Origin of the sequence: Labilibaculum antarcticum (assembly GCF_002356295.1) — a bacterium.
Taxonomy (GTDB): domain Bacteria; phylum Bacteroidota; class Bacteroidia; order Bacteroidales; family Marinifilaceae; genus Labilibaculum; species Labilibaculum antarcticum.
Genome location: NZ_AP018042.1, coordinates 1,194,024 through 1,216,714, shown reverse-complemented (window position 1 = coordinate 1,216,714; position 22,691 = coordinate 1,194,024). Strand labels below are relative to the sequence as shown.

18 protein-coding genes and 2 tRNA genes are annotated in these 22,691 nt (G+C 38.0%); 4 read left to right on the top strand and 16 right to left on the bottom strand.

The window, feature by feature from the left end; genetic code table 11:
- Window positions 1-292: 292 nt before the first annotated feature.
- The 9 genes from ALGA_RS04485 to ALGA_RS04450 form a co-directional block, all read right to left on the bottom strand.
- Entirely contained in the window at window positions 293-2,077 is a 1,785-nt protein-coding gene (locus tag ALGA_RS04485; RefSeq protein WP_096428195.1) for an acyl-CoA dehydrogenase family protein, read from the bottom strand.
- An 88-nt stretch (window positions 2,078-2,165) separates the two neighbouring features.
- Window positions 2,166-3,341, bottom strand: a complete 1,176-nt coding sequence (locus ALGA_RS04480) for an acetyl-CoA C-acyltransferase (protein ID WP_096428194.1) — start codon at window positions 3,339-3,341, stop codon at window positions 2,166-2,168.
- A 31-nt stretch (window positions 3,342-3,372) separates the two neighbouring features.
- Window positions 3,373-5,775, bottom strand: coding sequence for a 3-hydroxyacyl-CoA dehydrogenase/enoyl-CoA hydratase family protein (locus ALGA_RS04475; protein ID WP_096428193.1), 2,403 nt, complete (start codon window positions 5,773-5,775; stop codon window positions 3,373-3,375).
- A gap of 23 nt (window positions 5,776-5,798) precedes the next feature.
- On the bottom strand, window positions 5,799-7,568 hold the full coding sequence (locus ALGA_RS04470) for an AMP-dependent synthetase/ligase (protein ID WP_096428192.1): 1,770 nt from the start codon (window positions 7,566-7,568) through the stop codon (window positions 5,799-5,801).
- A 287-nt stretch (window positions 7,569-7,855) separates the two neighbouring features.
- Window positions 7,856-8,821: a methionyl-tRNA formyltransferase gene (gene fmt, locus ALGA_RS04465; RefSeq protein WP_096428191.1), complete on the bottom strand. Its 966-nt coding sequence runs from the start codon at window positions 8,819-8,821 to the stop codon at window positions 7,856-7,858.
- A 6-nt stretch (window positions 8,822-8,827) separates the two neighbouring features.
- The gene (locus ALGA_RS23050; protein ID WP_162845382.1) at window positions 8,828-8,995 is read right to left on the bottom strand and encodes a DUF5522 domain-containing protein; all 168 of its coding nucleotides are present in this window, start codon (window positions 8,993-8,995) and stop codon (window positions 8,828-8,830) included.
- Between the two features lies 1 nt (window position 8,996).
- Entirely contained in the window at window positions 8,997-9,467 is a 471-nt protein-coding gene (locus tag ALGA_RS04460) for a nuclear transport factor 2 family protein (protein ID WP_096428190.1), read from the bottom strand.
- Window positions 9,460-10,917: an LptF/LptG family permease gene (locus ALGA_RS04455; protein ID WP_096428189.1), complete on the bottom strand. Its 1,458-nt coding sequence runs from the start codon at window positions 10,915-10,917 to the stop codon at window positions 9,460-9,462. Before ALGA_RS04455 ends, ALGA_RS04460 begins: the two co-directional genes overlap by 8 nt.
- A gap of 185 nt (window positions 10,918-11,102) precedes the next feature.
- The gene (locus ALGA_RS04450; protein ID WP_096428188.1) at window positions 11,103-11,477 is read right to left on the bottom strand and encodes an START-like domain-containing protein; all 375 of its coding nucleotides are present in this window, start codon (window positions 11,475-11,477) and stop codon (window positions 11,103-11,105) included.
- A 333-nt stretch (window positions 11,478-11,810) separates the two neighbouring features.
- Between ALGA_RS04450 and ALGA_RS04445 the strand changes: the two genes are divergently transcribed.
- The 4 genes from ALGA_RS04445 to tsaA all read left to right on the top strand — a co-directional run bounded on the left by ALGA_RS04445 (window position 11,811) and on the right by tsaA (window position 13,761).
- Window positions 11,811-11,884: transfer RNA gene (locus ALGA_RS04445), tRNA-Met, on the top strand.
- Between the two features lie 399 nt (window positions 11,885-12,283).
- A tRNA-Met gene (locus ALGA_RS04440) sits at window positions 12,284-12,357 on the top strand.
- Between the two features lie 227 nt (window positions 12,358-12,584).
- A complete protein-coding gene (locus ALGA_RS04435; RefSeq protein ID WP_231706057.1) occupies window positions 12,585-13,097 on the top strand; it encodes a DUF4494 domain-containing protein in 513 nt (170 codons plus the stop codon).
- 166 nt (window positions 13,098-13,263) lie between these two features.
- Window positions 13,264-13,761 carry a tRNA (N6-threonylcarbamoyladenosine(37)-N6)-methyltransferase TrmO gene (tsaA, locus tag ALGA_RS04430; protein WP_096428186.1) on the top strand — a complete coding sequence of 166 codons (498 nt, stop codon included), beginning with the start codon at window positions 13,264-13,266 and terminating at the stop codon, window positions 13,759-13,761.
- 137 nt (window positions 13,762-13,898) lie between these two features.
- On the opposite strand, the gene ALGA_RS04425 is transcribed toward tsaA, so the two are convergent.
- The 7 genes from ALGA_RS04425 to nifD form a co-directional block, all read right to left on the bottom strand.
- Window positions 13,899-15,017, bottom strand: coding sequence for a homocitrate synthase/isopropylmalate synthase family protein (locus ALGA_RS04425; protein ID WP_096428185.1), 1,119 nt, complete (start codon window positions 15,015-15,017; stop codon window positions 13,899-13,901).
- A 35-nt stretch (window positions 15,018-15,052) separates the two neighbouring features.
- Window positions 15,053-15,358 (bottom strand): (2Fe-2S) ferredoxin domain-containing protein, encoded by a 306-nt coding sequence (locus ALGA_RS04420; RefSeq protein ID WP_096433404.1) that lies wholly within the window; start codon window positions 15,356-15,358, stop codon window positions 15,053-15,055.
- A gap of 44 nt (window positions 15,359-15,402) precedes the next feature.
- Window positions 15,403-16,662, bottom strand: a complete 1,260-nt coding sequence (locus ALGA_RS04415) for a radical SAM protein (RefSeq protein WP_096428184.1) — start codon at window positions 16,660-16,662, stop codon at window positions 15,403-15,405.
- Between the two features lie 72 nt (window positions 16,663-16,734).
- Entirely contained in the window at window positions 16,735-18,132 is a 1,398-nt protein-coding gene (locus ALGA_RS04410; protein ID WP_096428183.1) for a nitrogenase component 1, read from the bottom strand.
- 5 nt (window positions 18,133-18,137) lie between these two features.
- Complete coding sequence (gene nifE, locus ALGA_RS04405; RefSeq protein ID WP_096428182.1) at window positions 18,138-19,469, bottom strand: nitrogenase iron-molybdenum cofactor biosynthesis protein NifE; 1,332 nt, start codon at window positions 19,467-19,469, stop codon at window positions 18,138-18,140.
- 184 nt (window positions 19,470-19,653) lie between these two features.
- Window positions 19,654-21,036 (bottom strand): nitrogenase molybdenum-iron protein subunit beta, encoded by a 1,383-nt coding sequence (gene nifK, locus ALGA_RS04400; protein ID WP_096428181.1) that lies wholly within the window; start codon window positions 21,034-21,036, stop codon window positions 19,654-19,656.
- A gap of 14 nt (window positions 21,037-21,050) precedes the next feature.
- A complete protein-coding gene (gene nifD, locus ALGA_RS04395; RefSeq protein ID WP_096428180.1) occupies window positions 21,051-22,682 on the bottom strand; it encodes a nitrogenase molybdenum-iron protein alpha chain in 1,632 nt (543 codons plus the stop codon).
- Window positions 22,683-22,691 lie beyond the last annotated feature (9 nt).

Genomic DNA, 22,691 nt, shown 5'->3' with positions numbered 1-22,691 from the left:
ATCATAGTCAATGTAAAACCTCCGGTTGCTAATAATTTGCAACAGGAGGTTTCTTTGTTGACATGCTAATGTCTAAATTTTTAATTAATGCAAGCTTTCGCTTTCGAACTATGGTATTTTTATCACCCAAAAGGGACCATCTACTTCGATGGATGACTATTTTTTCAGTAAAAAGGGACCATCTACTTCGACGGATGACTGTTTTTTTAATAAAAAAAGGTCTTCTACTTCGGCAGATGAATGCTTCTTCACCAAAAAAGAGGGCTTCATTTGTATCAAATCTCATTACTGGTTAGAAACAATACTTGTTCTCGTCAATCAATTTTTCCGCTATTAACCGGCGCTTAGCTTTACTGTTGAGGCCAGAGTGTTTGGTGAATCGTTTCAAACCTAAAAGCATCATTCTTAATTCGTCGCCCTGCGCAATTGCATTTGTAGCATCTTTCGCATTTTTATGAATCCTATCTGCCGCATCATAAAAGAAAACTTCACACATGGCTATTTGTTCTGTGCATGCTTCTTCTCCTTTCAAGCTAATCAGCTTTTTTACCCGCAATAAAAGTGATTCTGCCTGATAGCAATCAATAATGATATCAGAAATATTCATTAAAATTTCCTGCTCATCGCTTAGCTTTTGCATGGACTTTTGAGCTGCGGCACCTGCTATTAACAGGGCACTTTTCTTAAAGCCGACTATTAATTTGCTTTCCCGGGCCAAGAGTGATGTATCTTCCTCTCCAAATTCAGGAATTGCCATTAATTCTTTAACAACATCTTGGGCAGCCGAGAGCAGAGGCAATTCATTTTTGAAAGCTTTGCGCAACAAGAAGTCTACAATCAGCATTCGATTAATCTCATTGGTTCCTTCAAAAATCCGATTGATACGGGAATCGCGGTAAGCCCGTTCCATAGGTGCTTCGGAAGAATAGCCCATTCCTCCATAAATCTGAACGCCTTCATCGGTTACATAGTCTAAAACTTCGGATGCGGCCACTTTTAGAATGGCTGCTTCGGCTGCAAATTCTTTTTGAGCCTGAATAACAGCTTTTTCTTTCGGCATTCCTTCTTCGATTAAGTGAAGCATTGCATTTTGTATGTCGTTGCTGCAACGGTAAATGGCCGATTCAACCGCATAGGTTCGAATTGCCTGTTCTGCAATTTTGTATTGTATGGCACCAAAATTACCAATGGTTTTTCCGAATTGTATTCGCTCATTGGCATAAGTAATTGAATGGGTAATTACCTTTTTGCCAGCTCCTAAAACAGCGGCGGCCAATTTTATTCGGCCATTGTTTAAAATATTTAACGCGATTTTAAATCCTTCGCCCCGTTCGCCAAGCAGATTTTCTGCCGGAATCTTACAATCTTCGAAAAACATCATACAGGTCGATGAGCCTTTAATGCCCATCTTTTTTTCTTCCAGTCCGAGTTTTATGCCATTAAACGTTTTTTCAACAATAAATGCACTTAGGTTTTTATCATCATCGATCTTGGCAAAAACGGTGTAGATATCTGCAAAGCCAGCATTGGTGATCCACATTTTTTGACCGTTTAAAACATAGTGAGATCCGTCAGCCGAGAGAATTGCTTTGCTCTTACCTGAGTTGGCATCTGAGCCGGCTCCGGGTTCAGTTAAGCAATAGGCTCCTTTGTATTCTCCGCTTGCCAGCATTGGTAAATATTTTCCCTTTTGTTCCTGCGTTCCGTAATACAAAATTGGAAGGGTGCCAATTCCCACATGAGCTGCGTAAGCAACAGCAAAAGAGCTGTAAGTTCCCATTATTTCGGTACTCAGCATCGATGTATTCAAATCCTGGCCGAAACCACCATATTCTTCCGGAACGGCAATTCCCAGTAAACCCAACTCGCCCGCTTTATCCATTAAAGAGGTCATTAATCCTTCTTTCTGACTGTCGATTTCGTCCAACAGAGGAAGAATTTCCTTTTCCTGAAAATCATGGCAAGTTTCCATGATCATTTTTTGCTCCTCTGAAATTTCTTCAGGGATGAAAATATCTTGAGGACTGGTTTCTTTCACCAAAAATTGTCCGCCTTTTACTGTTTTTATCTTTTCCATATTATTTCAATTATCAGTAAACAGTTATCAGTAAATAGTAAAATATATTGTGGTGCTACTTGTTGATTGAGACTTGTTCCTTGGGACTTTACATCATCTCGAAAATTCCTGCAGCTCCTTGTCCGGAACCAACACACATGGTAACCATGCCGTATTTTTGCTTTCGTTTTCTCATCTCGTGAAGCAGTTGAACTGTTAATTTTGTTCCGGTACAGCCAAGGGGATGTCCCAGAGCAACGGCACCACCATTTACATTGGTGATTTCAGGATTTAGACCCAACTCTTTTATCACGGCAAGTGCTTGTACTGCAAAAGCTTCGTTCAACTCAATCTGTTCTATTTGATTCATTGCTAAACCAGAGCGTTTCAAAACCTTTGGAATGGCCTCTACCGGCCCAATTCCCATGTGTTTGGGTTCTACACCAGCTACCGAGTAAGAAACGAAGCGGGCTATCGGCTCTACATTCAGTTGTTTCAACATCTTTTCAGATACCACCAAAACAAATGCAGCACCATCAGAGGTTTGTGATGAGTTACCGGCGGTAACACTTCCGCCCTGTGCAAAAACAGGTCTTAATTTGCTCAAAGCCTCTTCTGTCGTTCCCAATCTAGGGCCTTCATCCAAAGTAATTATGTGCTCTCTGCTTTGAGCTTTGTCGTCTCCATTAACAAAAGTCTCTATCACTTTAATGGGAACTATTTCATTCGCAAAGCGATTTTGAGCCAATGCTGCCAGGGCTTTTCGGTGAGAATGGAAAGCGAAGGCATCTTGTTCTTTGCGAGATATATTGTACTTCACTTGCAGGGCTTCGGCAGTAATTCCCATGTTCCAGTACCAATCGGGATGAGATTTTGCAATTCCCAGATTAGGCACCAAGCGCCATCCTCCCATCGGCATTAGTGACATCATTTCAACACCTCCGGCAAAGATACAATCGGCCATACCAGCCTCAATTTTTGAGGCAGCAATGGCGATGCTCTCCAATCCCGATGAGCAATACCGGTTTACGGTCATACCCGGAACCTGAACATTGTCTAATCCCATTAGCGCAATCATTCGACCAACGTTTAAGCCTTGTTCCGCTTCAGGTGTTGCATTTCCTACAATCACATCATCTACCATTGCAGGATCTAAATTTGGAAACTCTTTCATGATGTGTTGAACCACCTGGGCTGCCAGATCATCGGGACGAATGAATCTTAGGTTTCCTTTTTTTGCTTTGCCTACAGGGCTTCGATAGGCGGCTACTATATATGCGTTCATCTTTTTGCTTTTAGTTGTTAGTACCGGGTATTTAGTTTCGAAGAATTTTACCTTTTTGCAGCAGACTTTGCATTCGCTCTAAGGTTTTCTTTTGCTGACATAGTTTCACAAAAGCAATACGTTCCAGATTCAAAAGGTAGTTCTCGGTAACTTCTGCCGGTTCGCTCAGTTCTCCGCCGCTCAATACTTTTCCAAGTTCTATGGATAGATATTTATCGTACTCCGAAATGTAATTGCCAACTTCCATTCCATCTGCTCCGGAATAAACCAAAGCAAGTCCTTCGGCACCTAGCACGCGAATATCTTTGGTTGGCTGAGGAGGAGTGTAGCCTTTTTCGCACATCAAAAGAGCCGCTTTTTTTGCATATGACAATTGATGCTTTCTGCTTACAATTACTTCATCTACGTCTTTTCGCAGGTATCCCAATTCAAAGGCTTCATATCCTGATGTTGATACTTTTGCTTGTCCGATAGTCAAGAACTTATCCCGGAAACGGTTGGTTCTAATGTCATCTGCAGCCATTTCTTTCGACAGGCGATAGGCAAATTCTTTGGTACCACCACCAGCCGGAATTACGCCAACACCCAATTCAACCAATCCCATATAAGTTTCGGCATGAGCAATCACCTTATCCGAGTGCATGCAAACTTCGCATCCACCACCCAAAGTCATTCCATGCGGAGCGGCAATAACCGGAACCGATGCATATTTTAGTTTCAGCATGGTATTTTGGAAGGTTCGAACAACCATGTCCAGTTCCTCGAATTCTTGTTCAATGGCAAGCATAAATACCAAGCCGATATTTGCCCCAGCCGAGAAGTTTTCTCCTTCGTTGGAAATGATGAGGGCTTTGTATTCTGTTTCGGCTAACTCAACAGCTTTGTTGATTCCCTGAATAATTTCACTTCCAATGGTATTCATTTTGGTGTGGAATTCCAGATTTATTACTCCATCACCCAAGTCAACAATACTGCATCCTTCGTTACTCCATATACTATGTGTTGGACGAATATTGTTGAGCAATATTAATTCTTCAGTTCCTGGAATTGTGAGATAATTTTGACTTTTGACATCATAGAATTGCTTATTGCCATCTTTTAATTGATAGAACTTTAAGTCTTTCTCGGCCATTTTATAAATCCATTCTGCCGGTTTAAATCCCAACTCTTCCATCATTGGAATGGTTTTTTTCAATCCTATGGCATCCCATATTTCGAAGGGGCCCATTTCCCAGGCAAACCCGGTGCATATAGCTTCATCAATTTTGTAAATTTCATTTGAAATTTCAGGAATTCGGTTCGATACATAGGCAAACAATCCCAAAAATAATTTGCGATAGAATTGACTGACTTTCCCTTCTCCTTTTAACAGCAATTTAAATCGGTCGTTCAGATGAGGAATGGCTTTGGCTGCTTCAAATTCAGCAAATTTAATTCTCTGTTTGGCCTGATATTCAAAACTGGATAAGTTCAGGCTAAGGATCTCACTGATTCCTTCTTCATTTTTAATCTTTTTATAAAAGCCTTGTCCGGTTTTTGACCCCAGCCATTGGTTTTCCATTAATTTCTGAATGAAATCAGGAATCTCAAAAACATCTTTGGATTCATCGTGCGAAAGTGCTTTTTTTAGGTTTTGAGCCACAAGCACTAAAGTGTCCAATCCAACCACATCGCAGGTTCGGAATGTCGCAGATTTTGGTCTCCCAATAATTTGGCCCGTTAACTTATCTATTTCTTCCACCGAAAAATCAAATTCTTTCTGAAGATGAAATACTGACATCATGGAATACACTCCAATTCTATTCGCGATAAAGGCAGGTGTATCCTTACAATTCACTATAGATTTGCCCAAATGTCTTTCTCCAAATTCAGTGAGGAAATTGATTACTTCCTGAGAAGTGTGTTTAGAAGGAATGATCTCTAGAAGTTTTAAATATCTTGGAGGGTTGAAAAAATGCGTACCGCAGAACGATTGTTTAAAATCATCCGATCTGCCTTCCAATAACATTCCAATCGGTATTCCTGATGTATTGCTTGTAATTAAGGAACCTGGTTTTCTAAACTCCTCGATACGGGTATATAATTTTTGTTTGATCCCTAAATTTTCAATAATGACCTCTATGACCCAATCACAATCTTGAATTCGAGAAAGATCATCTTCAAAATTTCCTGTTAAAATTCGCTCCGCAAAACTTTTCAGATACAAAGGGTCTGGGTGCATTTTCACTGTCCTTGCAAGCAGTTGATTTACAATTCTATTTCTCACTTTAGCATGTGCAAGAGAGAAGCCTGCTTTTTCTTCATCAGCGTTTAATTCTTTTGGAGGGATATCCAGTAAAAGAACTTCCATTCCAATATTTGCAAAATGACAGGCGATTTGGGCACCCATAACACCGGCTCCCAAAACGGCAACTTTCCTTATTTTACGATGCATATATCTTATTTTTTAAGTGTGTGTTAGGAATAAATTTCATCAACAAGCAGTTGATATTTATTTTTTAAAACTTTTCTTTTTAATTTTAGGGTAGGAGAGAGTTCACCACTTTCAGGAGTCCATACATCGGCAACCAAGCGAAAGCTTTTAATTTTTTTAGGTCGATCTAAATTGAGATTCGTTTTCTCAATTTCTTTCCAGATACGATCCCGTATTTTTTCTTCTCTTATGACCTGTGCCGTATCGGTAAATGGAATTTTCTTTCGCTTGCAGTATTCTTTTAAAAATTCAAAATTTGGAGATATCAGTACTGAAGGGAAACGTTTTGATTCCCCACAAACAATACTTTGATCAATAAATGGTGATTCCTTAAGCTTGTTTTCAATTTCCTGCGGCGAAATATATATTCCTCCGGATGTTTTAAACATTTCTTTTTTACGATCGGTAATTTTTAAAAAGCGTTCATCTTCCCAGCAGCCAATATCTCCAGTGTGAAACCAACCATCTTCGTCAAGTACTTCCTTTGTTAATTCCAGATTTTTGTAGTAGCCAAGCATCACGTTTGGTCCTCGGGCCAGAATTTCACCATCTTCTGCAATTTTAACCTCTACACCTTTTAAGACTGGTCCCACAGTACCAAATCTTACGTTGGGATAAGAATTTTGATTTGCCGAAATAATTGGTGATGTCTCAGTTAATCCATATCCCTCTTGAACAGGAATGCCTGCAGCCCAAAATAGTCGCTCCAGACGAACTTGCAATGGGGCACCACCCGAGCACATGAACTTGATGTTGCCACCTAATGCCTCCTGCCATTTTCTGAAAACTAGTTTGCGGGCAATTTTTAATTTGAATTCATACCATCCGCCATTAGCACTGTTCAATTCATATCTTTGACCAAGCTTAACAGCCCAAAGGAAAATTGCTTTTTTCAAAAAGGGTAAACTTTTCCCTTTTGCCATTATTTTATCATATACTTTCTCGAGCAAGCGGGGAACTGTTGCAAAACCATGAGGTTTTAGTTCCCGTAAATTATCTCCAATGGTATCCATACTTTCGGCGTAGTAAATACTAATTCCTTTATATTGATATTGGTAATTTACCATTCGTTCGTAAACATGATTAATTGGGAGGAAACTCAATGTTTTGTGAGATGAATCTAAATTTAAGCTGGTAGCAGACGCCAAAACATTGCTCATAAAATTGTTGTGCGAAAGCATAACACCTTTAGGATTCCCTGTTGTTCCCGAAGTATAAATAATAGTTGCTAGATCATCTGGTTGAATACTGTCTTTTATCGCCAACAGCGTTGTTTTCAGTTTGCTTTCAGCTTCTTTGCCAATTTCAAGTAAGCGACTCCAGTGGGCAACTGATTTTATTTTCTCAAAGGAATACACAAACTTTACCGATGGATGATTTTTTAGCAGAGGTGCAATTTTTTCGTATAATACAAGATCGGACACAAAAATAGCAACTGGCTTGCAGTGGAGGATAATGAAATCGTAACTTTTAGCATTTATTGTTGGATACAAGGGAACATGCACAGCGCCAATTTGCGCTAAGCCCATATCAACAAAATTCCATTCAGGTCTATTATTGGTTATTGTAATAATACAATCATTCTTTTTAATCCCATTTTCCAGCAAAGCATAACTTATATAATCAGAATAAGTAAGGTATTGTTCCGTTGAAAATGGTATCCATTCATCTTTTCCTTTTTTTGCAAAGGCATCTCTTTTGTCCGGAAAATTTTTTCTGTAATTGTTTAATAAGTCAAAAATGCGCGTTACCATAAATTATAAATTTAGGTAGGTAAGATATTATAGCATATCAAAATGTAGAATTGGCACATGATGAGGCGCAAAAGAATATAGTCTCTATAGGGAAGAGGTGAGAGGATGAGGTTATAATTCTGGTAGCTGTGTGTATATAATCTAATTGGTAATTTAACTTGTTGAAACCAAATTAGATCTATATAGAATTTACGAAAAGGTTTTCGAAAATAAAAGAATAATTGGTGAGTATCCTTTTTTATTTGGTGAGCGTAAAAAAAGGAAGCTGTTAATAGCTTCCTTGTGTTTTATAAATGATAATTCTTTATTTGTTGAAATCCCCTGAGGAAATCTTCAACCTTCATTCGTTTTTTGCCTGCTTGCTGGAGCATTTTGATTAAAATGAAACCTCCTTTTACAGCTATCTTCAAATAAGTTTTGCCATCGGTAATAATACTGCCAATTGCTTCATCGTGATTTGTTTTTTCTTTTTCGCTTGTGAAAATTTTAAGACCAATGGCTTTTCCTGCTTCATTGGGAACTAGTTCGGTCCAGGAAGCAGGGTAAGGGCTTAATCCACGAATAAGATTATGGATTGAGTTTAGGTCCTTAGTCCAATCTATTTTGCAATCTTCTTTGAAAATTTTTGGGGCTGATTTTAATTCAAGTTCTTTACCAGATAGATTATCTTGAGGGATTTGAGGATATTCACCTGCCTCGATTGCCTGAACCGTTTTAACAACCAATTCAGAACCAATGGTCATCAGTTTATCATGAATAACTTCTACGTTGTCATTCTCACCAATGGAAACTTTTTCCTGGAATAGAATGTTCCCGGTATCAATTTCGTGCTGAAGCAGGAAAGTAGATACACCAGTTTCTCGATCCCCATTTATAATCGCCCAATTGATTGGAGCTGCACCTCTGTATTGAGGAAGAAGTGAGGCGTGAAGATTTAAAGTTCCATATTTGGGCATGTTCCAAACTATTTCGGGAAGCATTTTAAATGCCACAACCACCTGTAGGTCGGCTTTTAATGATCTAAGTTCTTCCAGAAATTCTTCATTTCTGAATTTTTCAGGCTGAAGAATTTTCAGGCCTTTTGCTACGGCAAATTTTTTCACTGCAGCTTCCTGAATTTGTTGTCCTCTGCCGGCTGGTTTGTCAGGATTGGTAATAACACCAACAACATCACAACCTGCATTTAGTAAGGCTTCAAGAGGAGCGACAGCAAAATCGGGCGTACCCATGTATACAATTCGAAAATTATTCATATTTCCTTACTCTTTTAATGTTCTGTTTCCTTTGTTGTGTTTTGGGAAATAGGGACAGTTTTTGCATCCGTTTCCACAGCAATATCCTCTTTCGGTCAAATACTTTTTTGTAAGTATTCGATATCCATCCGGACTCATTGTATAATCTATATCTGGTTGTAAGTCGTCAAACATGCTATTCTTGATTGATTAGTAAAAATTCGGTCACCTTTTCATTCTTGATAGTGACAGAAAGATGATAGTGAGAAATTTTAAGTTCTCCATTTTCAATAGTAATAACACCAGATCCGCGGCAAACTCCCATCCATGTATTGAGTAATTCATCAAACCAGATGGTTTTGTTATCATCCGAGAAATGTATTTGTCTGTCGAAAGGTTTGAAATTCCAGGTTTTTCCTTTTAGAAAGTGAGGCTCGCAAAATGCATAAAATTCCTTTTTAGTCCAACGTTCACTTGCATCGGTGCCAATGTAAATGGCATTTTCACTCATCACATCAAAATACTCTTCAAGTTTTGATTCTGCAGCAGCAATATGCCATTTGTTGATAAATTCTTCAACATCTTTATTTTGCGGAGGTGCTGAATTACTGCACGAACCAGATATAAGGATGAGAAAAAATCCAAAAATGAGCTTTAGTTTATGCATCCTTTTTCTTAAAAAGATTCAATGGATTAATTTTCTTAAAGAAGTCAATATAGTTTTCGATATTGAAAACAGAGGAATCGGTTGTTGCTTTATACGTAAGAATTATTCCTAAAGGCAGAACGACAAGTGAAGACATCCACATGCCCCAAACTGGTTCAATTACTAATTCTTTTGAAAATCGTTCTGCAGTCATTGAAATAATGTAATAAATAATAAAGAACAAAATTGAAACAATTACCGGCATGCCCAATCCTCCTTTACGGATAATGGCTCCCAGAGGTGCTCCTATAAAGAAAAAGATAAAGCAAGCAAAAGGTAGTGTGAATTTACGATGCCATTCGTTGGTGAATTTTCTTTGCCATTTAACTTGTGCAGACAGTTCGTTGTTTTTTCTGGAAATCGTCTCTCTGGTTTTTCTTCCTTTATCCAGAGCATAACTAATTGTTGTTTGTCTTTTTAATAAAGAAAGGTTACTAAATAATGAATCGGCATCAAGAATTTTTTGTTTAACCAAAACCGATTTAACCGAATCCTGTAATAAATTTCTTGGTTCTTTTTGAAAGTACTTTGAGGACAATGATTTAGCGAAAATATGTTTGTCCTCGTCTAGTTTAAATTTGAGTGTATCTTCCTGTTGGTCTAATTGCTTCAAATTCAGCATTCTATAGCTGTTTTTGTATCTGTTTTCATCGGATCGCTTTAAATCCGTTCCGGGTAATGAAATGTTTTGTTTGAATACCTGAAATTTTATTCTTCTCGATGGATGATTTTTATTTCTATTACGTGGCTTTTGTTTCACCTCTTGATAGATGTTTCCGCTATATAGTGTAAGATTCAAGGTTAACTTGTCTTTCGAAGTTACCATTGTTCCCGAATCAGCAATAGTTACATCTGTATTTCCAAGATTTTCACGATGATCATAGATCAAAAGATTATACATCATTCCCGTGTTCTTATCTATTTCACCAACCTTAACACTAAACTTAGGTAAGTCGTTTGTGAATATACCTTCTTTTAGTATTAATTCAGGGTTTTGCTTTTTTATATCGATAAGTAATGTGGTTGTTTTAAGTGAAGCAACGGGCATTATATAGTTTGAAAAATAAAATGCACCTAAACTAATGAGGATTATCAGAATGATAAGAGGTTTCATGATTCTTTGCAAGGATATTCCCGCAGCTTTCATGGCTGTAAGTTCATAATTCTCCCCCATATTCCCGAAGGTCATTATAGAAGCTAATAATATGGCTAGAGGCAAAGCCATTGGAACTAAAGTTGCAGAAACATAAAAAAGGAACTCGGCAATAATTGTCCATTCCAAGCCTTTTCCTACCAATTCATCTATGTATCTCCATAAGAATTGCATAAGCAAAACAAACATGCAAATAAAAAAAGTAAACGCTAGCGGCCCTAAAAAGCTTTTTAAAATAAATGAATGTAATCTTTTCATTCCTTGCCATTTTGGTTGATAAATGGAATTTAAAGTATTTTTCAACCAGATTAGTAAATCATATTTGTTGAAACTTCACGATTTGTTCCATACAAAACAAGACCAATAACACGATGAGACTGGCCTTGAGAAATACAAAAATAAGGTATTTTAATTAGGTTTGGTAAATGTAGAGTGTTAAAAAACTATATTCCTAAAACTTGTTTTAGGCTTGAAATCTGTGAATCCCATAATTCAATACCTTCATCTACTTCATCTTCTTCGGCATAATCAGTAATTATTAAAGATAAATCGTTCGTAAGAGCATCAATTTCAATTTTGAATTCGAAGAAACTTTCATCGTCTTCACTGTCTAACCAATGAAAACGAACTTGGCGATTATCTTTTTTTAACAGCAATTCTGCTTGTTGTTCTGAGCCTTCCCAAATGAAAGAAAATATTTTGCCTTTTTGATTAACATCATCAGCAAACCATTCTGCTAATCCACTTGCACTGCTTAGTCTATCGTAAATTACTTTCTGTGAGGCATGGAGCACATATTCGAGTTCAAATTGTTGCATTGGACGGGCTTTGATTTAATAAAAAAAAATAGATAAAATATGTAAAAACCATTGATACAGGTTGATAGTTTTTGCATTTAACCCAAAATAGAGGTTCTTTTTTAACTAAAAACATGAATTGTAAGTTGCTACTGAAATTTTGCGCAAGATACTTAAGAATATGGAATTAAAAAAAAACGAGCTCGAAACTTAGCATGTTTTCATATTGTTCAATATTATTTGTTCTTTCAATAGTTTAATTGTAGTAATATAGGGAAAATTTAAAGAAAAAAATAGGCGGGGATTTTTTTTAAATGAAAAAGGATTTTATATTTGCACTTCGTTAGAAAAAACGGCGAGGTAGCTCAGTTGGTTAGAGCGCGTGATTCATAATCACGAGGTCGGCGGTTCAAACCCGCCTCTCGCTACAAAAAGGGAATGACTGAAAAGTTATTCCCTTTGTTTTTACTACAGATTTTTGCAAATGGCGAAAATTGGATTTGATACGGAAGTATTTGAGGATTTGAAATACTTATCGGTTTTGGTTTATTCTGATATTTATTGGCAAGATTGATGGTTTCTTATTCAAATATGGAACATATATACCTGTCTTTTGCTACTAAAATGAACTTTATTTGTTCTGATTATTGTGAAATTTTGAAGTAAGAATTGCTTTTTCGAAAAAAAAATAAAGAATTTTTGAATGCAATATTTCTGTAATAGAGATAGTTTGCGATATTAGACTCGAACTGAATGTGGTTTTTCAATAAAAAGATTTTTTTTAGAACTAAAATGCATCTATATTTGCACCGCAATCCAGCAAAAATGGCGAGGTAGCTCAGCTGGTTAGAGCGCGTGATTCATAATCACGAGGTCGGCGGTTCGAGCCCGCCTCTCGCTACAAAAAGGATGTCCTAACAGACATCCTTTTTTTTGTATAGAACAATTTAAAATATAAAATGCAGTTTTAGAGGAGGGCGCTGTTTACGCATGTCTTCGGCACGTGTCTATGTTTCCCATAACTGGAGGAGAAATGAGAAAGAATTTTTCCTTTTTTTATTTTAAATCTAATCATGATTACTCCTTGGTTAGTTTATCTTTGTTAACCTTTAAAAAAAATAAAAGAATATGATGACAAATAATTGGTTTGAGTGCAAAGTAAAATATGTGAAAATTGATGAGGTATCTGGAAAAGAAAGAAAGGTGTCTGAAACATACTTGGTTGATGCTGTATCTTTTACAGAAGCAGAAGCAAGAATTCACAAAGAATTGGAACAAATGATTGGTGGTGAATTTAATGTAACAAACATTAGTAAATCAAACGTAACGGAATTGTATCCAAATGAGAATGGAGATCGTTGGTTTAAGGCTAAGGTTTCCTTTGTAGATGTTGATGAAGCTTCAGGAAAAGAGAAAAAAGCGACTCAGTATATGCTTACTCAAGCTAATAATGTAAAGCAGGCATATGAGTTTTTGGAAGAGAGTTTAAGTACAATGATTGTGCCTTATGAAATTCCAGCAATTTCAGAAAGTGCATTAATGGATGTATTCCCATACTTTAGTGATGATGTTAATGAAGAGATTCCTGAACATTTAAAACCCGTTGTTGAAATGGAAGCAAATAGTGACGATTTTGAATAGATCAGAATTCTTAAATAAATTTTGAAATTCACAATTTATTTAACTTGAAAACTATAACTCCTAGTAAGAGTTAAAAACAATAGAGAGGTTGCTTCGTTTATCGAGGTCAACCTCTTTTATTTTGGTGAGAATTGTTAATTTTAATATTTACTTTAAAATTGCAAGAATGACCAAAATTAAATTTGAAACCATAGGTCTTATAAAGACCTCATATAAAACTCTTGAAAATATGCCAATACAGCCAATGGGAGCGAAAGGAGTAAAGGCTAGTATTGTTTTAAAGCCTGAATTTGTTGATGGATTAATGGATTTGGAGGAGTTTTCGCATGTAACACTTATTTATCACCTGCATAAAGTAACTGATTACAAATTAAAAGTAACTCCATTTATGGATACCGAAGAGCATGGTGTTTTTGCGACCCGTTCGCCGCGCAGACCAAATGCAATTGGTCTTTCAACGGTGAAATTGATAGGTATAGAAGGAAAAGTTCTTCATATAGAGGATGCTGATGTTTTAGATGGAACACCGTTGCTGGATATTAAACCATTTTTTGGAAGGTTTGATAATCGCGAAAAGGTAAAATCTGGTTGGTTAGATAGAAATTGGGATGAGAATCATAAAACATTGAAATCTGATGAGCGTTTTAAGACATCAATAGAATAGATGAAGATTTTATAATCAGAAAAAAACCACCAGACTTCCATTTTACCGGAAGCCTGGCAGCAACCTAATTTACCACATATTACCACTGAATTGACTTTTGTATGTCTGTCTTCTGATTCGGTATTTTTGTGTTGAAATTAATTCGTGTAGCAAAATAAGTTATTGTATAATTGTTGTAATTCATTACTATTTAGTTCTGATTTTTTTTTGGCTGAGAGCTTTTTTACAGCGTCTATAAATAATTGGCTTTGCTTATCGTTTAATTGAATTCCCATTTCTTTTAATGCATCTTTTAGAACAGCCAACCCAGTGTGTTTGCCTATAATAAATTGGCTTTTTTTGCCGATTATCTGCGGATCAAAAGCATGATAACTCATTGGATCTTTAATAAGACTGTTGCAATGAATTCCGGATTCATGGCTGTAAACCTTCGTCCCGGAAATGGGTTTTGAATCCGAGTTTTTTCGACCTGATGCCTTTTCAACGAATTCGCAAAGCTGTATGCATTTCTTTAGGTTGATACTACTGGCATCTGAAAGTGAAAAAGCCATGGCTGCCACTACTTCTTCCAAGGCGGCATTACCTGCTCGTTCTCCCAGACCATTTACGGTTACCGAGGCTGCATTGGCTCCTGCATTTAAAGCGGCAATAGTATTTGCTGTAGCCATACCCAAATCATTGTGAGCATGAAATTCCAATTCTGTTCCGTCTAAACAATGTTGATATCTTTCAAACATATTTTGCACTGACATGGGATTCATGATGCCTACCGTGTCGGCCAATCGAATGCGGTTCACGTTTAGGTTTCGAGCTGCAAAAACAAATTCATCAAGAAGATCAGTTTGACAACGCGAAGCATCTTGTGCGCCTACCGAAACGAATGCAAACATATTTTGTGCTTGTTTAACTATTGTTGATAAACTGCTGAGCATCCAAGTCCGATCTTTCCCAATCGAAGCCAAGTGAATTGCCGAAACCGGGAAGGAGATGTTGATTCGAGAAACACCTGTTCGGGCAGCGGCTTGCAAATCACTAATACAAGCGCGCGCCCAACAGGTGGCATTGAAACGAAATCCTTGATCAGCAATGATCCTGATGTCTTTTTCATCTGCCAAGGAAATGGCAGGTGTTCCAATTTCCAATTCTTTTACACCAGCCTCATCCAGTAAAGCTGCTATTTTCAGCTTTTCTACCAGAGAGAACACGACTCCCGGTGCCTGTTCTCCATCGCGAAGAGTGGTATCGATGATGTGCATGGTGTTTTTTTTAATTAAAGCGTTATTCTTAATTTTTACTCGGCAATTAAATATTCGGTTACGGCTTCGCCTTCTTCCAAAGCATCGAGAATTTCATCAATTCGATCGGTTGTTATACCACCATACCATAAGTTGTTTGGATGAATCACCATTACCGGACCTTGTGAGCAAACATTAAGGCAACCAGTGGTGGATACTGTTGCATCAAGTCCTCTGTCGGCACACTCTTCAGTAAGGTATTGGACCATTTCTACAGATCCGTTTTTATTACAATATCCTTGTGCTTCACCTGCTATTCTGAATGAATTGCAGACTAAAATGTGAAATTCAGGTTTTTTCATGATGATAAATATTTTAAGTGTTTTTAATTTATTTTGCTCTGTTATCAACCACATCCGTTAGCAGCACCTGTACATCCAGTTCCACATTTAGTCATGTCTGTTTTGCAAAGTGAACGAAGTTCGGTGCCTTTGTAAACAGAATCCAGTCCTTGGTCGATTAAACCGCTCATTTCTACGATTTTGATACCGCTTCGGCCTAGGATTCCTGCAGGTTTTTTGCCGATTCCACCAACTAAAATTGCGCGGCAGTCAGCCAATGTTTCCGCTAGTTTTTCCCAGCGGGAATCGCCTTGATTTGTGTCGGGTGTTGCCCTAACATTTACTAGTTTGTATCCTTTGGGTGTTTCGCGAAAAACGTGGATTCGTGCTGCCTCACCCAAATGCTGATTTACTAATATTCCTTCCATTGAAGCAACAGCAACACAGGGTCTTTCTTCTCCTTTTTCTACGGTTAGAAGGGCTGTTTCAGAAAGTAGTTTGGCTGCTTCGGCTGAATCTTTTCCGAGTAATCCTGCGGCATCGGCTCTGCATCGTGCACAATGCGTCATGGGAGGAAGAAATGCTTCTACTTTTTTACGCAGCGATTTCATGAAATCCGGAGTCGGTTCCTCCATGTTTTCCATTAGCGTATCTTTTACTGGAAACAAAGGAATTGTGTTCATCAAATCCACTCCTAGGGAGGCAATTTTTTCAGCAATTTCAGCAATTTCATGATCGTTAATTCCTGGCATTATAATGGTATTTACCTTTACGGTAATTCCTGCTTTTTTTAGTTTGACGATTGCTTCTAATTGTTTTTTAAGTAGATATTCTCCAGCTTGTGCTCCAAAATATCCTCTTTTGTCGTGTCGTAACCAACTGTACACTTTCGCTAAAGTTTCGGGACGTAAACTGTTCAATGTGATTGTAACATGCGATACGTCCAGTTCTTTTAATTCATCGATATAAGGTGCTACATTTAAACCATTTGTTGATAAACAAAGCAGCATATCTGGAAAGTTATCCCGAACCAAATGAAGGGTTTTCATGGTTTGGATAGGATTGGCAAATGGATCGCCTGGTCCTGCAATTCCCACAACTTTAAGTTCCGGCATAATTTTCACCAATTTAATAAGATAGCTTAATGCTTGATCTGGTGATAAAATGCTGCTGGTAACTCCTGGGCGACTTTCGTTCACGCAGTCGAATTTCCGATTGCAATAATTGCATTTTACGTTACACGATGGGGCTACGGGCAAATGCACCCGAGCATATTTATGATGTGCGTCTTTGTTGAAACAAGGATGAGTTGATAAATCTTTCATGATGCGACTTTTATGTGAGATTTCTTACCTTTTATTTTATTAATTATAAATGAGGCTAGTTATTAGCCTCTTTTACATGTATTTATATCCGATAGGAGAATTATTTTGTTTGTATTCAATCATTGCGTTGACCACTTTATCAAACAATTTCTGTGTACCCTGATATCCAAGAAGAGTAATTCGTTGGCCTCCAATTCTATCGTGGATAGGGAAGCCTACTCTTATGAGCGGAATGTTAAAATTGGTAGCGATGTAATTTCCTTTGCTATTTCCGATTAGAAAGTCTGGTTTAATTGTATTGCAAGCTTCGTTGATTTGTTCAAAGTCGGAATCACTTATTACTTGGATGGTTTTTCCATGTTCAGGACAATGCTTGATGATTTTCTTTTGAAGTTTTCCGCTATTGGCTCCCGATGCAGCTAAAACGACTTCAACTCCTATTTCATCAAGAAAGGAACACAAGCCCAGTACTAAATCTTCTTCGCCGTAAATCACGGCCTTTTTTCCAAAAATATACTTGTGTCCATCGGCATAAGAATCCAACAAACGACCTCGTTGCATTTGATATTTTACAGGAATGTCTTTTCCACTGACTTTACTTAAAATATCAAATAAAGCATCATTGCCGTTCATGCCAATGGGTAAAATGCATTGGTGATTTTTCACACTGTGTTCACTTTCCAACCACGATGCTCCGCTGATTTCTTTCCCTCCATTTTGCCCGCCTTGTTTTACAGATGTAAAAACACCCAATTCAATAGATGCATAAGCTTCGGCCATTTTTTCAAGCTCGGATATTGGTGTGCCTCCTTTTGGTACACGATAATATTGATCCCAAACAGGGTTGTCCAAGGTATCCGAGTAATCGGGTAGAATAGTAGTTTTAAGATCAAAGTCAGCTACTATTTCTTTGATATGTCGAATATCTGAAGGTGAAACAAATCCAGGAAAAAAATTGATTTTATCTGCAGATGGCAATTTTTTTGCAAAGTTTTTGACAAGAGCCAATACCGTAGCATGAAATCCATCCAAGTGAGTGCCCTGATAACTGGGAGTTGAAACGGTGAACAAACTTGGCAAATTGGAATTTGTGCTGTCGTTTCTTATGTGACTTAGTTGGGATGCAACGTCTTCTCCAATGGTTTCACTCAGGCAGGTTGTAGCAACGCCAATTGCCTTAGGCTGATATTGATTGGTAACATTTGTAAGTGCAATTTTTAAATTTGCTTCTCCTCCAAAAATAGTAGTCTCTTCGCTAAAATTAGAAGAGGCAATATCAACAGGTTCTTTGTAATGACTAATTAGGTAACGACGAATGTAAGTGGCACAGCCTTGAGAACCGTGAATTACCGGAACGCAACCTTCAATGCCCTTTATAGCAATACAGGCTCCCAAGGGTGAGCACAGTTTACACGCATTTCGTGTTGATACAAAGGGTCGGATATATGATAATGTTGGGATTTTTTCCATGTGTGTTAGCGTTTAAAGAATTTCCAAACAGGACTGGTAACCGAGGCGTAAACCTCGTTTGCAAAGTTTAGCATGCCTTCGAAACCAGCTAATGCTTCTTTTCTTTCGTGATTGTGATCGCAGAATCCTATTCCTAATTTGTAGGCAATCGGGCGTTCTTTTACGCCACCAATGAAGAGGTCTACTCCTTTTTCTTTTACAAATTCGGAGAGTTCGTTTGGATTCGAGTCGTCAACGATAATGGTTTCTTTATCGCACAATTTTTGAAGCAAATTGTAATCGTCTTTATTTCCGGTTTGCGAACCGACCATCACGGTTTTCATTCCAATCAATCGAAGTGCTTTTACCAAACTGATTGCCTTAAAGGCTCCACCAACATATATCGCGGCCTTTTTTCCTTGCAACTTCTCTTTGAATGGTTCCAAAGCGGGCAGTAAAGTCTTAATTTCTTCTGAAACTAACTCTTTTGCTTTTTGAAGCATTTCCTCATTCTTAAAAAAGCCAGCCACTTCGTAAAGAGCATCAGCCATATCTTCAATACCGAAATAGGATACTTTTATGAATGGAATGTCGTATTTTTCTTCCATCTCTTTGGCCAGATGCATCATGGAACCTGAACATTGAACCACATTTATGGAGGCTTTGTGTGCTTGACGGATTTCATCTATTCTTCCATCGCCGGTAAGGCAAGTAATAATGTTTACGCCGATTTTTTCGTAATATTCTTTTAGCATCCATAGTTCTCCGGCCAAATTAAAATCGCCTAAAATGTTTATGCTGAAAGGAGGTGCCTGAAAATTATTATCGGTGCCAACAAGTTTGGATAGAGCATCGCAGGCAGCTTTGTATCCATCTTTTTTTGTCCCTTTAAAACCTTCTGCCATAACTGGCAATACATCAATTTTTTGTTCTGCTGCTACTTTTCTGCAAACCGCTTCTACATCATCACCAATAACTCCAACAATACAGGTCGAGTAGACGAATGCAGCTTTGGGCTTGTAGGCTTCAATTAATTCGGTAAGTGCAGTATAGAGTTTTGGTTCTCCACCAAAAACTACATCTCGTTCGCGTAAATCGGTCGAAAAGCTTAATCGATGCAATTGTGGACCCGATGATAATGCTCCGCGAATATCCCAGGTGTAAGCAGCACAGCCAATTGGACCATGGATTAGGTGCAGGGCGTCGGCAATGGGATAGAGTACAACCCGCGAGCCGCAAAACACACAGGCGCGTTGGCTAACACTTCCTGCTAAGCTTTTCTTTTCACAATCTAAATCGTGAGCTGATGTACCTATTGTGTGTACCTGAGTGGATCGTTCTTTGATTATTCTCTCCATTGTCGTTAATTATAGTTGTGCAATGCACAGGTTTATATTGAGAGTGAAGAAATTTTTTCTTCGTTTGAATTCTTATTTGATAGGAGTGATAAAAATGAAGGAGGCGAGAGACACTTTATCCTAGCTATGAGAAAAGGGTATGATTTGCAAATTAGCTAGTTACCTCCTTCATTTCATCGCATCACTACATCACTAGTTCGAATGATTCTTCGGGACAAGTAGCATCTTGCTTATCCATAAGTGCCGAAAGAATTTTCTCTAAAATTCTCAGTCCTCCCATATAGCCTAATGTTGGAAAATAACTGTGTCCAATACGATCGATAATAGGGAAGCCCATTCTTACAAACGGAATGTTTTCATCTCTAGAAATGTATTTTCCATAGGTATTACCAATCAGTAGATCCACTGGGTTTTCTTTGATCCATTGGTGCATTAATAGCATATCTGCATTAGCTCCGTTTTTGTATTTGGCTTCAGGTACACTTTCACCAAGAATCTCTTCCATTCTTTTATTGAAGTTTTTACCAGGAGTTCCAGAAACAATATAAACAGGTTTCATATCCATGTCTACCAGAAACTCAGCCAATGGAATCAATTGATCGGGATCGCCCCACAATGCGACCCGCTTACCATATAGGTATTGGTGCATATCAGTAATCACATCAACCAAACGACCACGTTCATCGTTAATGGATTCGGGAACAGAAACAGAACCTGCTTTCGCTATTGCTTGAATAAAACGGTCAGTAGCCTGAATACCAATTGGCAGATCTGTCATACTGAATTTTACTTTACACTGATTATCGAGAGTGATGGCTGCTTTTTCGGTAGCCCATTCACCTAAGGCAATAGTATGTAAGCTATCGCCCATGCTTACCATTTCAGGAATTGTGGTTCCTCCTTTTGGATACATTTCGAATTTTCCCGTCATGGGTGAATCCAAAACATCAGAGGTGTCAGGAAGCAAAACATTTTTCACTTTCATCAGTTTTAACATCCTTTTTAATTCTCTCATATCAGAAGGTTCTACCCAACCCGAGAGAATATTTAACTGATTTTTAAGCTCATCGCTTTTTTTAGCAAAATATTTTACGATACCTTCCACCATATTGGCATAGCCTGTAACGTGACTTCCAACGTAGCTAGGGGTTGGAGCCTGAATAACATGCTTTCCTTCTGGTATTTGTCCTTCGGAAGCTGCTTTACCTACAATTTGACTTAAGTCATCGCCAATGGTTTCCGACAAGCAAGTGGAATGCACTGCAATTATATCTGGCTCGTATATTGTAAAAATATTCGTGATTGCCTGCAGTAAGTTTGACTGTCCGCCAAAAACGCATGCACCTTCAGTAAAAGAACTGGTTGCAGCCATTACAGGTTCTTTGTAATGACGGGTTAAAGTGCTTCTATGGTAAGAACAGCACCCTTGTGAGCCATGACTGTGAGGCAAACATCCGTGTATTCCTAATGCCGCATACATTGCACCAATAGGCTGACAGGTCTTCGCTGGATTTACCGTTAAAGCCTTTCTTTCTACTATTTTACTTGTTGTATGATTTAATAACATGTATTTGTCCTCCTTTATTCGTTAATGGCAAAACTTCCAACAATTTCAGGGTCGGTTTTCCAAGGTGTAGTCACCATTTTCCAGATTCTGGTACAGAGCATGCGCTCCATTTCCAAATAGAAATTAATGGCGCCTTCATAGCCGGCATAGGGTCCACCGTAATCGTAACTGTGTAATTGTTTTAATGGAACTCCTGATTTTTGCACTACATATTTTTCCTTAATGCCTGCACAAAAAAGATCAGGTTTATAGTATTCAATTAGTTTTTCAGTTTCCCAGTGGTTGATATCATCAATAACCAATGAGTTCTTTTTCATTTCAGGCATCATACCGTCATAGTTGCTGAATTCGTAACCACTTTTAAGTAGTTTTTCTTTTTTTACAGCTAAATCTTCACGATATAATTCAATGTCTTTTTCAACAGTTAAATCTTCAATGTTTCGGGTGTCGGCATCAATTTTAATGCTTGGAATAACATCTCTACCTTCATAATCGTCACGGTGAGCAAATTCATATCCCGCCGATACTGTGGTTACACCGATCTCTTTAAATAAATCCTGATAATGGTGAGCTCTAGAACCTCCAACGAACATCATGGCTAATTTGCCTTCTGTTTTTGCTTTCACAGCTTTTCTAACTACTTCCACTTTCTTCATCTCCCGCTCAATAATCTCTTCTACTTTCGCACTTAGCTTAGCATCATCAAAATATTCAGCGACTTTTCGAAGAGCTTTAGTGGTTCCTTCTGCTCCAATAAAACTAACTTTCACCCAAGGAATGCCATATTTTTCTTCCATCATCTCAGCAATGTAATTGATGGATCGGTGACACATAATTAGGTTCAGATCGGCCGTGTGGGAGTACTCCATGCTTTCGATAGTCGAGTTTCCACTAAAAGTGGATAACAAAGTGATTCCTGCTTCATCAAATAATCTTTCCAGCTCAAAAGCATCACCGCCAATATTGTATTCACCCAGCAGATTGATTTGGAATTTTCCGATTCGATCTTTGTTGTTGTTACCTATTACATTTTTGAAGATTCCATTGTTTGCAATGTGGTGACCGGCCGACTGAGATACTCCACGATAACCTTCGCAACTGAAACCAAAAATATTAATTCCCAATTCCTCTTTCATTTCACGGGATACGGCATGCACGTCATCTCCAATCAGACCAACAGGACAGGTCGAGAAAATACCAATTGCTTTGGGTTTAAATATTTCGAATGCTTCACGAACTGCATCTTTTAGTTTTGCTTCACCACCAAATACAATGTTTGAATCTTGTATGTCAGTAGAAAAACTGTAGGTAATGAAGTTATCTTCTCCTTCAGCAGGTCTGGTTTGGTTTCTTCTTGTCAGCCACGCGTAAAAACTGCAACCAATAGGCCCGTGAACCAGATTGATCACATCTCTGGTTGGGCCTAAAATCACCCCTTTACATCCAGCGTAAGTACATCCTCTTTGAGTAATAATTCCAGGAATGGTTCTTACGTTCGCTTGAATTTCTTTTCCTTCACCAGGTTCGTTAATTACCAATGATTTTTGGCGTTTTCTGGCAATTTTTGTAGGGTATTTTGCCAATATTTCATCCATCACTTTCGAAGGATCAGGCAAGCCCTGTGTTATATCTAATTTTTTTACCATAGCTTTTCG

Bases quoted from the DNA above. Each gene is read 5' to 3' on its own strand.
- ALGA_RS04485 (WP_096428195.1), bottom strand. From the start codon at position 2,077: ATGGAAAAGATAAAAACAGTAAAAGGCGGACAATTTTTGGTGAAAGAA.
- ALGA_RS04480 (WP_096428194.1), bottom strand. From the start codon at position 3,341: ATGAACGCATATATAGTAGCCGCCTATCGAAGCCCTGTAGGCAAAGCA.
- ALGA_RS04475 (WP_096428193.1), bottom strand. From the start codon at position 5,775: ATGCATCGTAAAATAAGGAAAGTTGCCGTTTTGGGAGCCGGTGTTATG.
- ALGA_RS04470 (WP_096428192.1), bottom strand. From the start codon at position 7,568: ATGGTAACGCGCATTTTTGACTTATTAAACAATTACAGAAAAAATTTT.
- fmt (WP_096428191.1), bottom strand. From the start codon at position 8,821: ATGAATAATTTTCGAATTGTATACATGGGTACGCCCGATTTTGCTGTC.
- ALGA_RS23050 (WP_162845382.1), bottom strand. From the start codon at position 8,995: ATGTTTGACGACTTACAACCAGATATAGATTATACAATGAGTCCGGAT.
- ALGA_RS04460 (WP_096428190.1), bottom strand. From the start codon at position 9,467: ATGCATAAACTAAAGCTCATTTTTGGATTTTTTCTCATCCTTATATCT.
- ALGA_RS04455 (WP_096428189.1), bottom strand. From the start codon at position 10,917: ATGAAAAGATTACATTCATTTATTTTAAAAAGCTTTTTAGGGCCGCTA.
- ALGA_RS04450 (WP_096428188.1), bottom strand. From the start codon at position 11,477: ATGCAACAATTTGAACTCGAATATGTGCTCCATGCCTCACAGAAAGTA.
- ALGA_RS04435 (WP_231706057.1), top strand. From the start codon at position 12,585: ATGATGACAAATAATTGGTTTGAGTGCAAAGTAAAATATGTGAAAATT.
- tsaA (WP_096428186.1), top strand. From the start codon at position 13,264: ATGACCAAAATTAAATTTGAAACCATAGGTCTTATAAAGACCTCATAT.
- ALGA_RS04425 (WP_096428185.1), bottom strand. From the start codon at position 15,017: ATGCACATCATCGATACCACTCTTCGCGATGGAGAACAGGCACCGGGA.
- ALGA_RS04420 (WP_096433404.1), bottom strand. From the start codon at position 15,358: ATGAAAAAACCTGAATTTCACATTTTAGTCTGCAATTCATTCAGAATA.
- ALGA_RS04415 (WP_096428184.1), bottom strand. From the start codon at position 16,662: ATGAAAGATTTATCAACTCATCCTTGTTTCAACAAAGACGCACATCAT.
- ALGA_RS04410 (WP_096428183.1), bottom strand. From the start codon at position 18,132: ATGGAAAAAATCCCAACATTATCATATATCCGACCCTTTGTATCAACA.
- nifE (WP_096428182.1), bottom strand. From the start codon at position 19,469: ATGGAGAGAATAATCAAAGAACGATCCACTCAGGTACACACAATAGGT.
- nifK (WP_096428181.1), bottom strand. From the start codon at position 21,036: ATGTTATTAAATCATACAACAAGTAAAATAGTAGAAAGAAAGGCTTTA.
- nifD (WP_096428180.1), bottom strand. From the start codon at position 22,682: ATGGTAAAAAAATTAGATATAACACAGGGCTTGCCTGATCCTTCGAAA.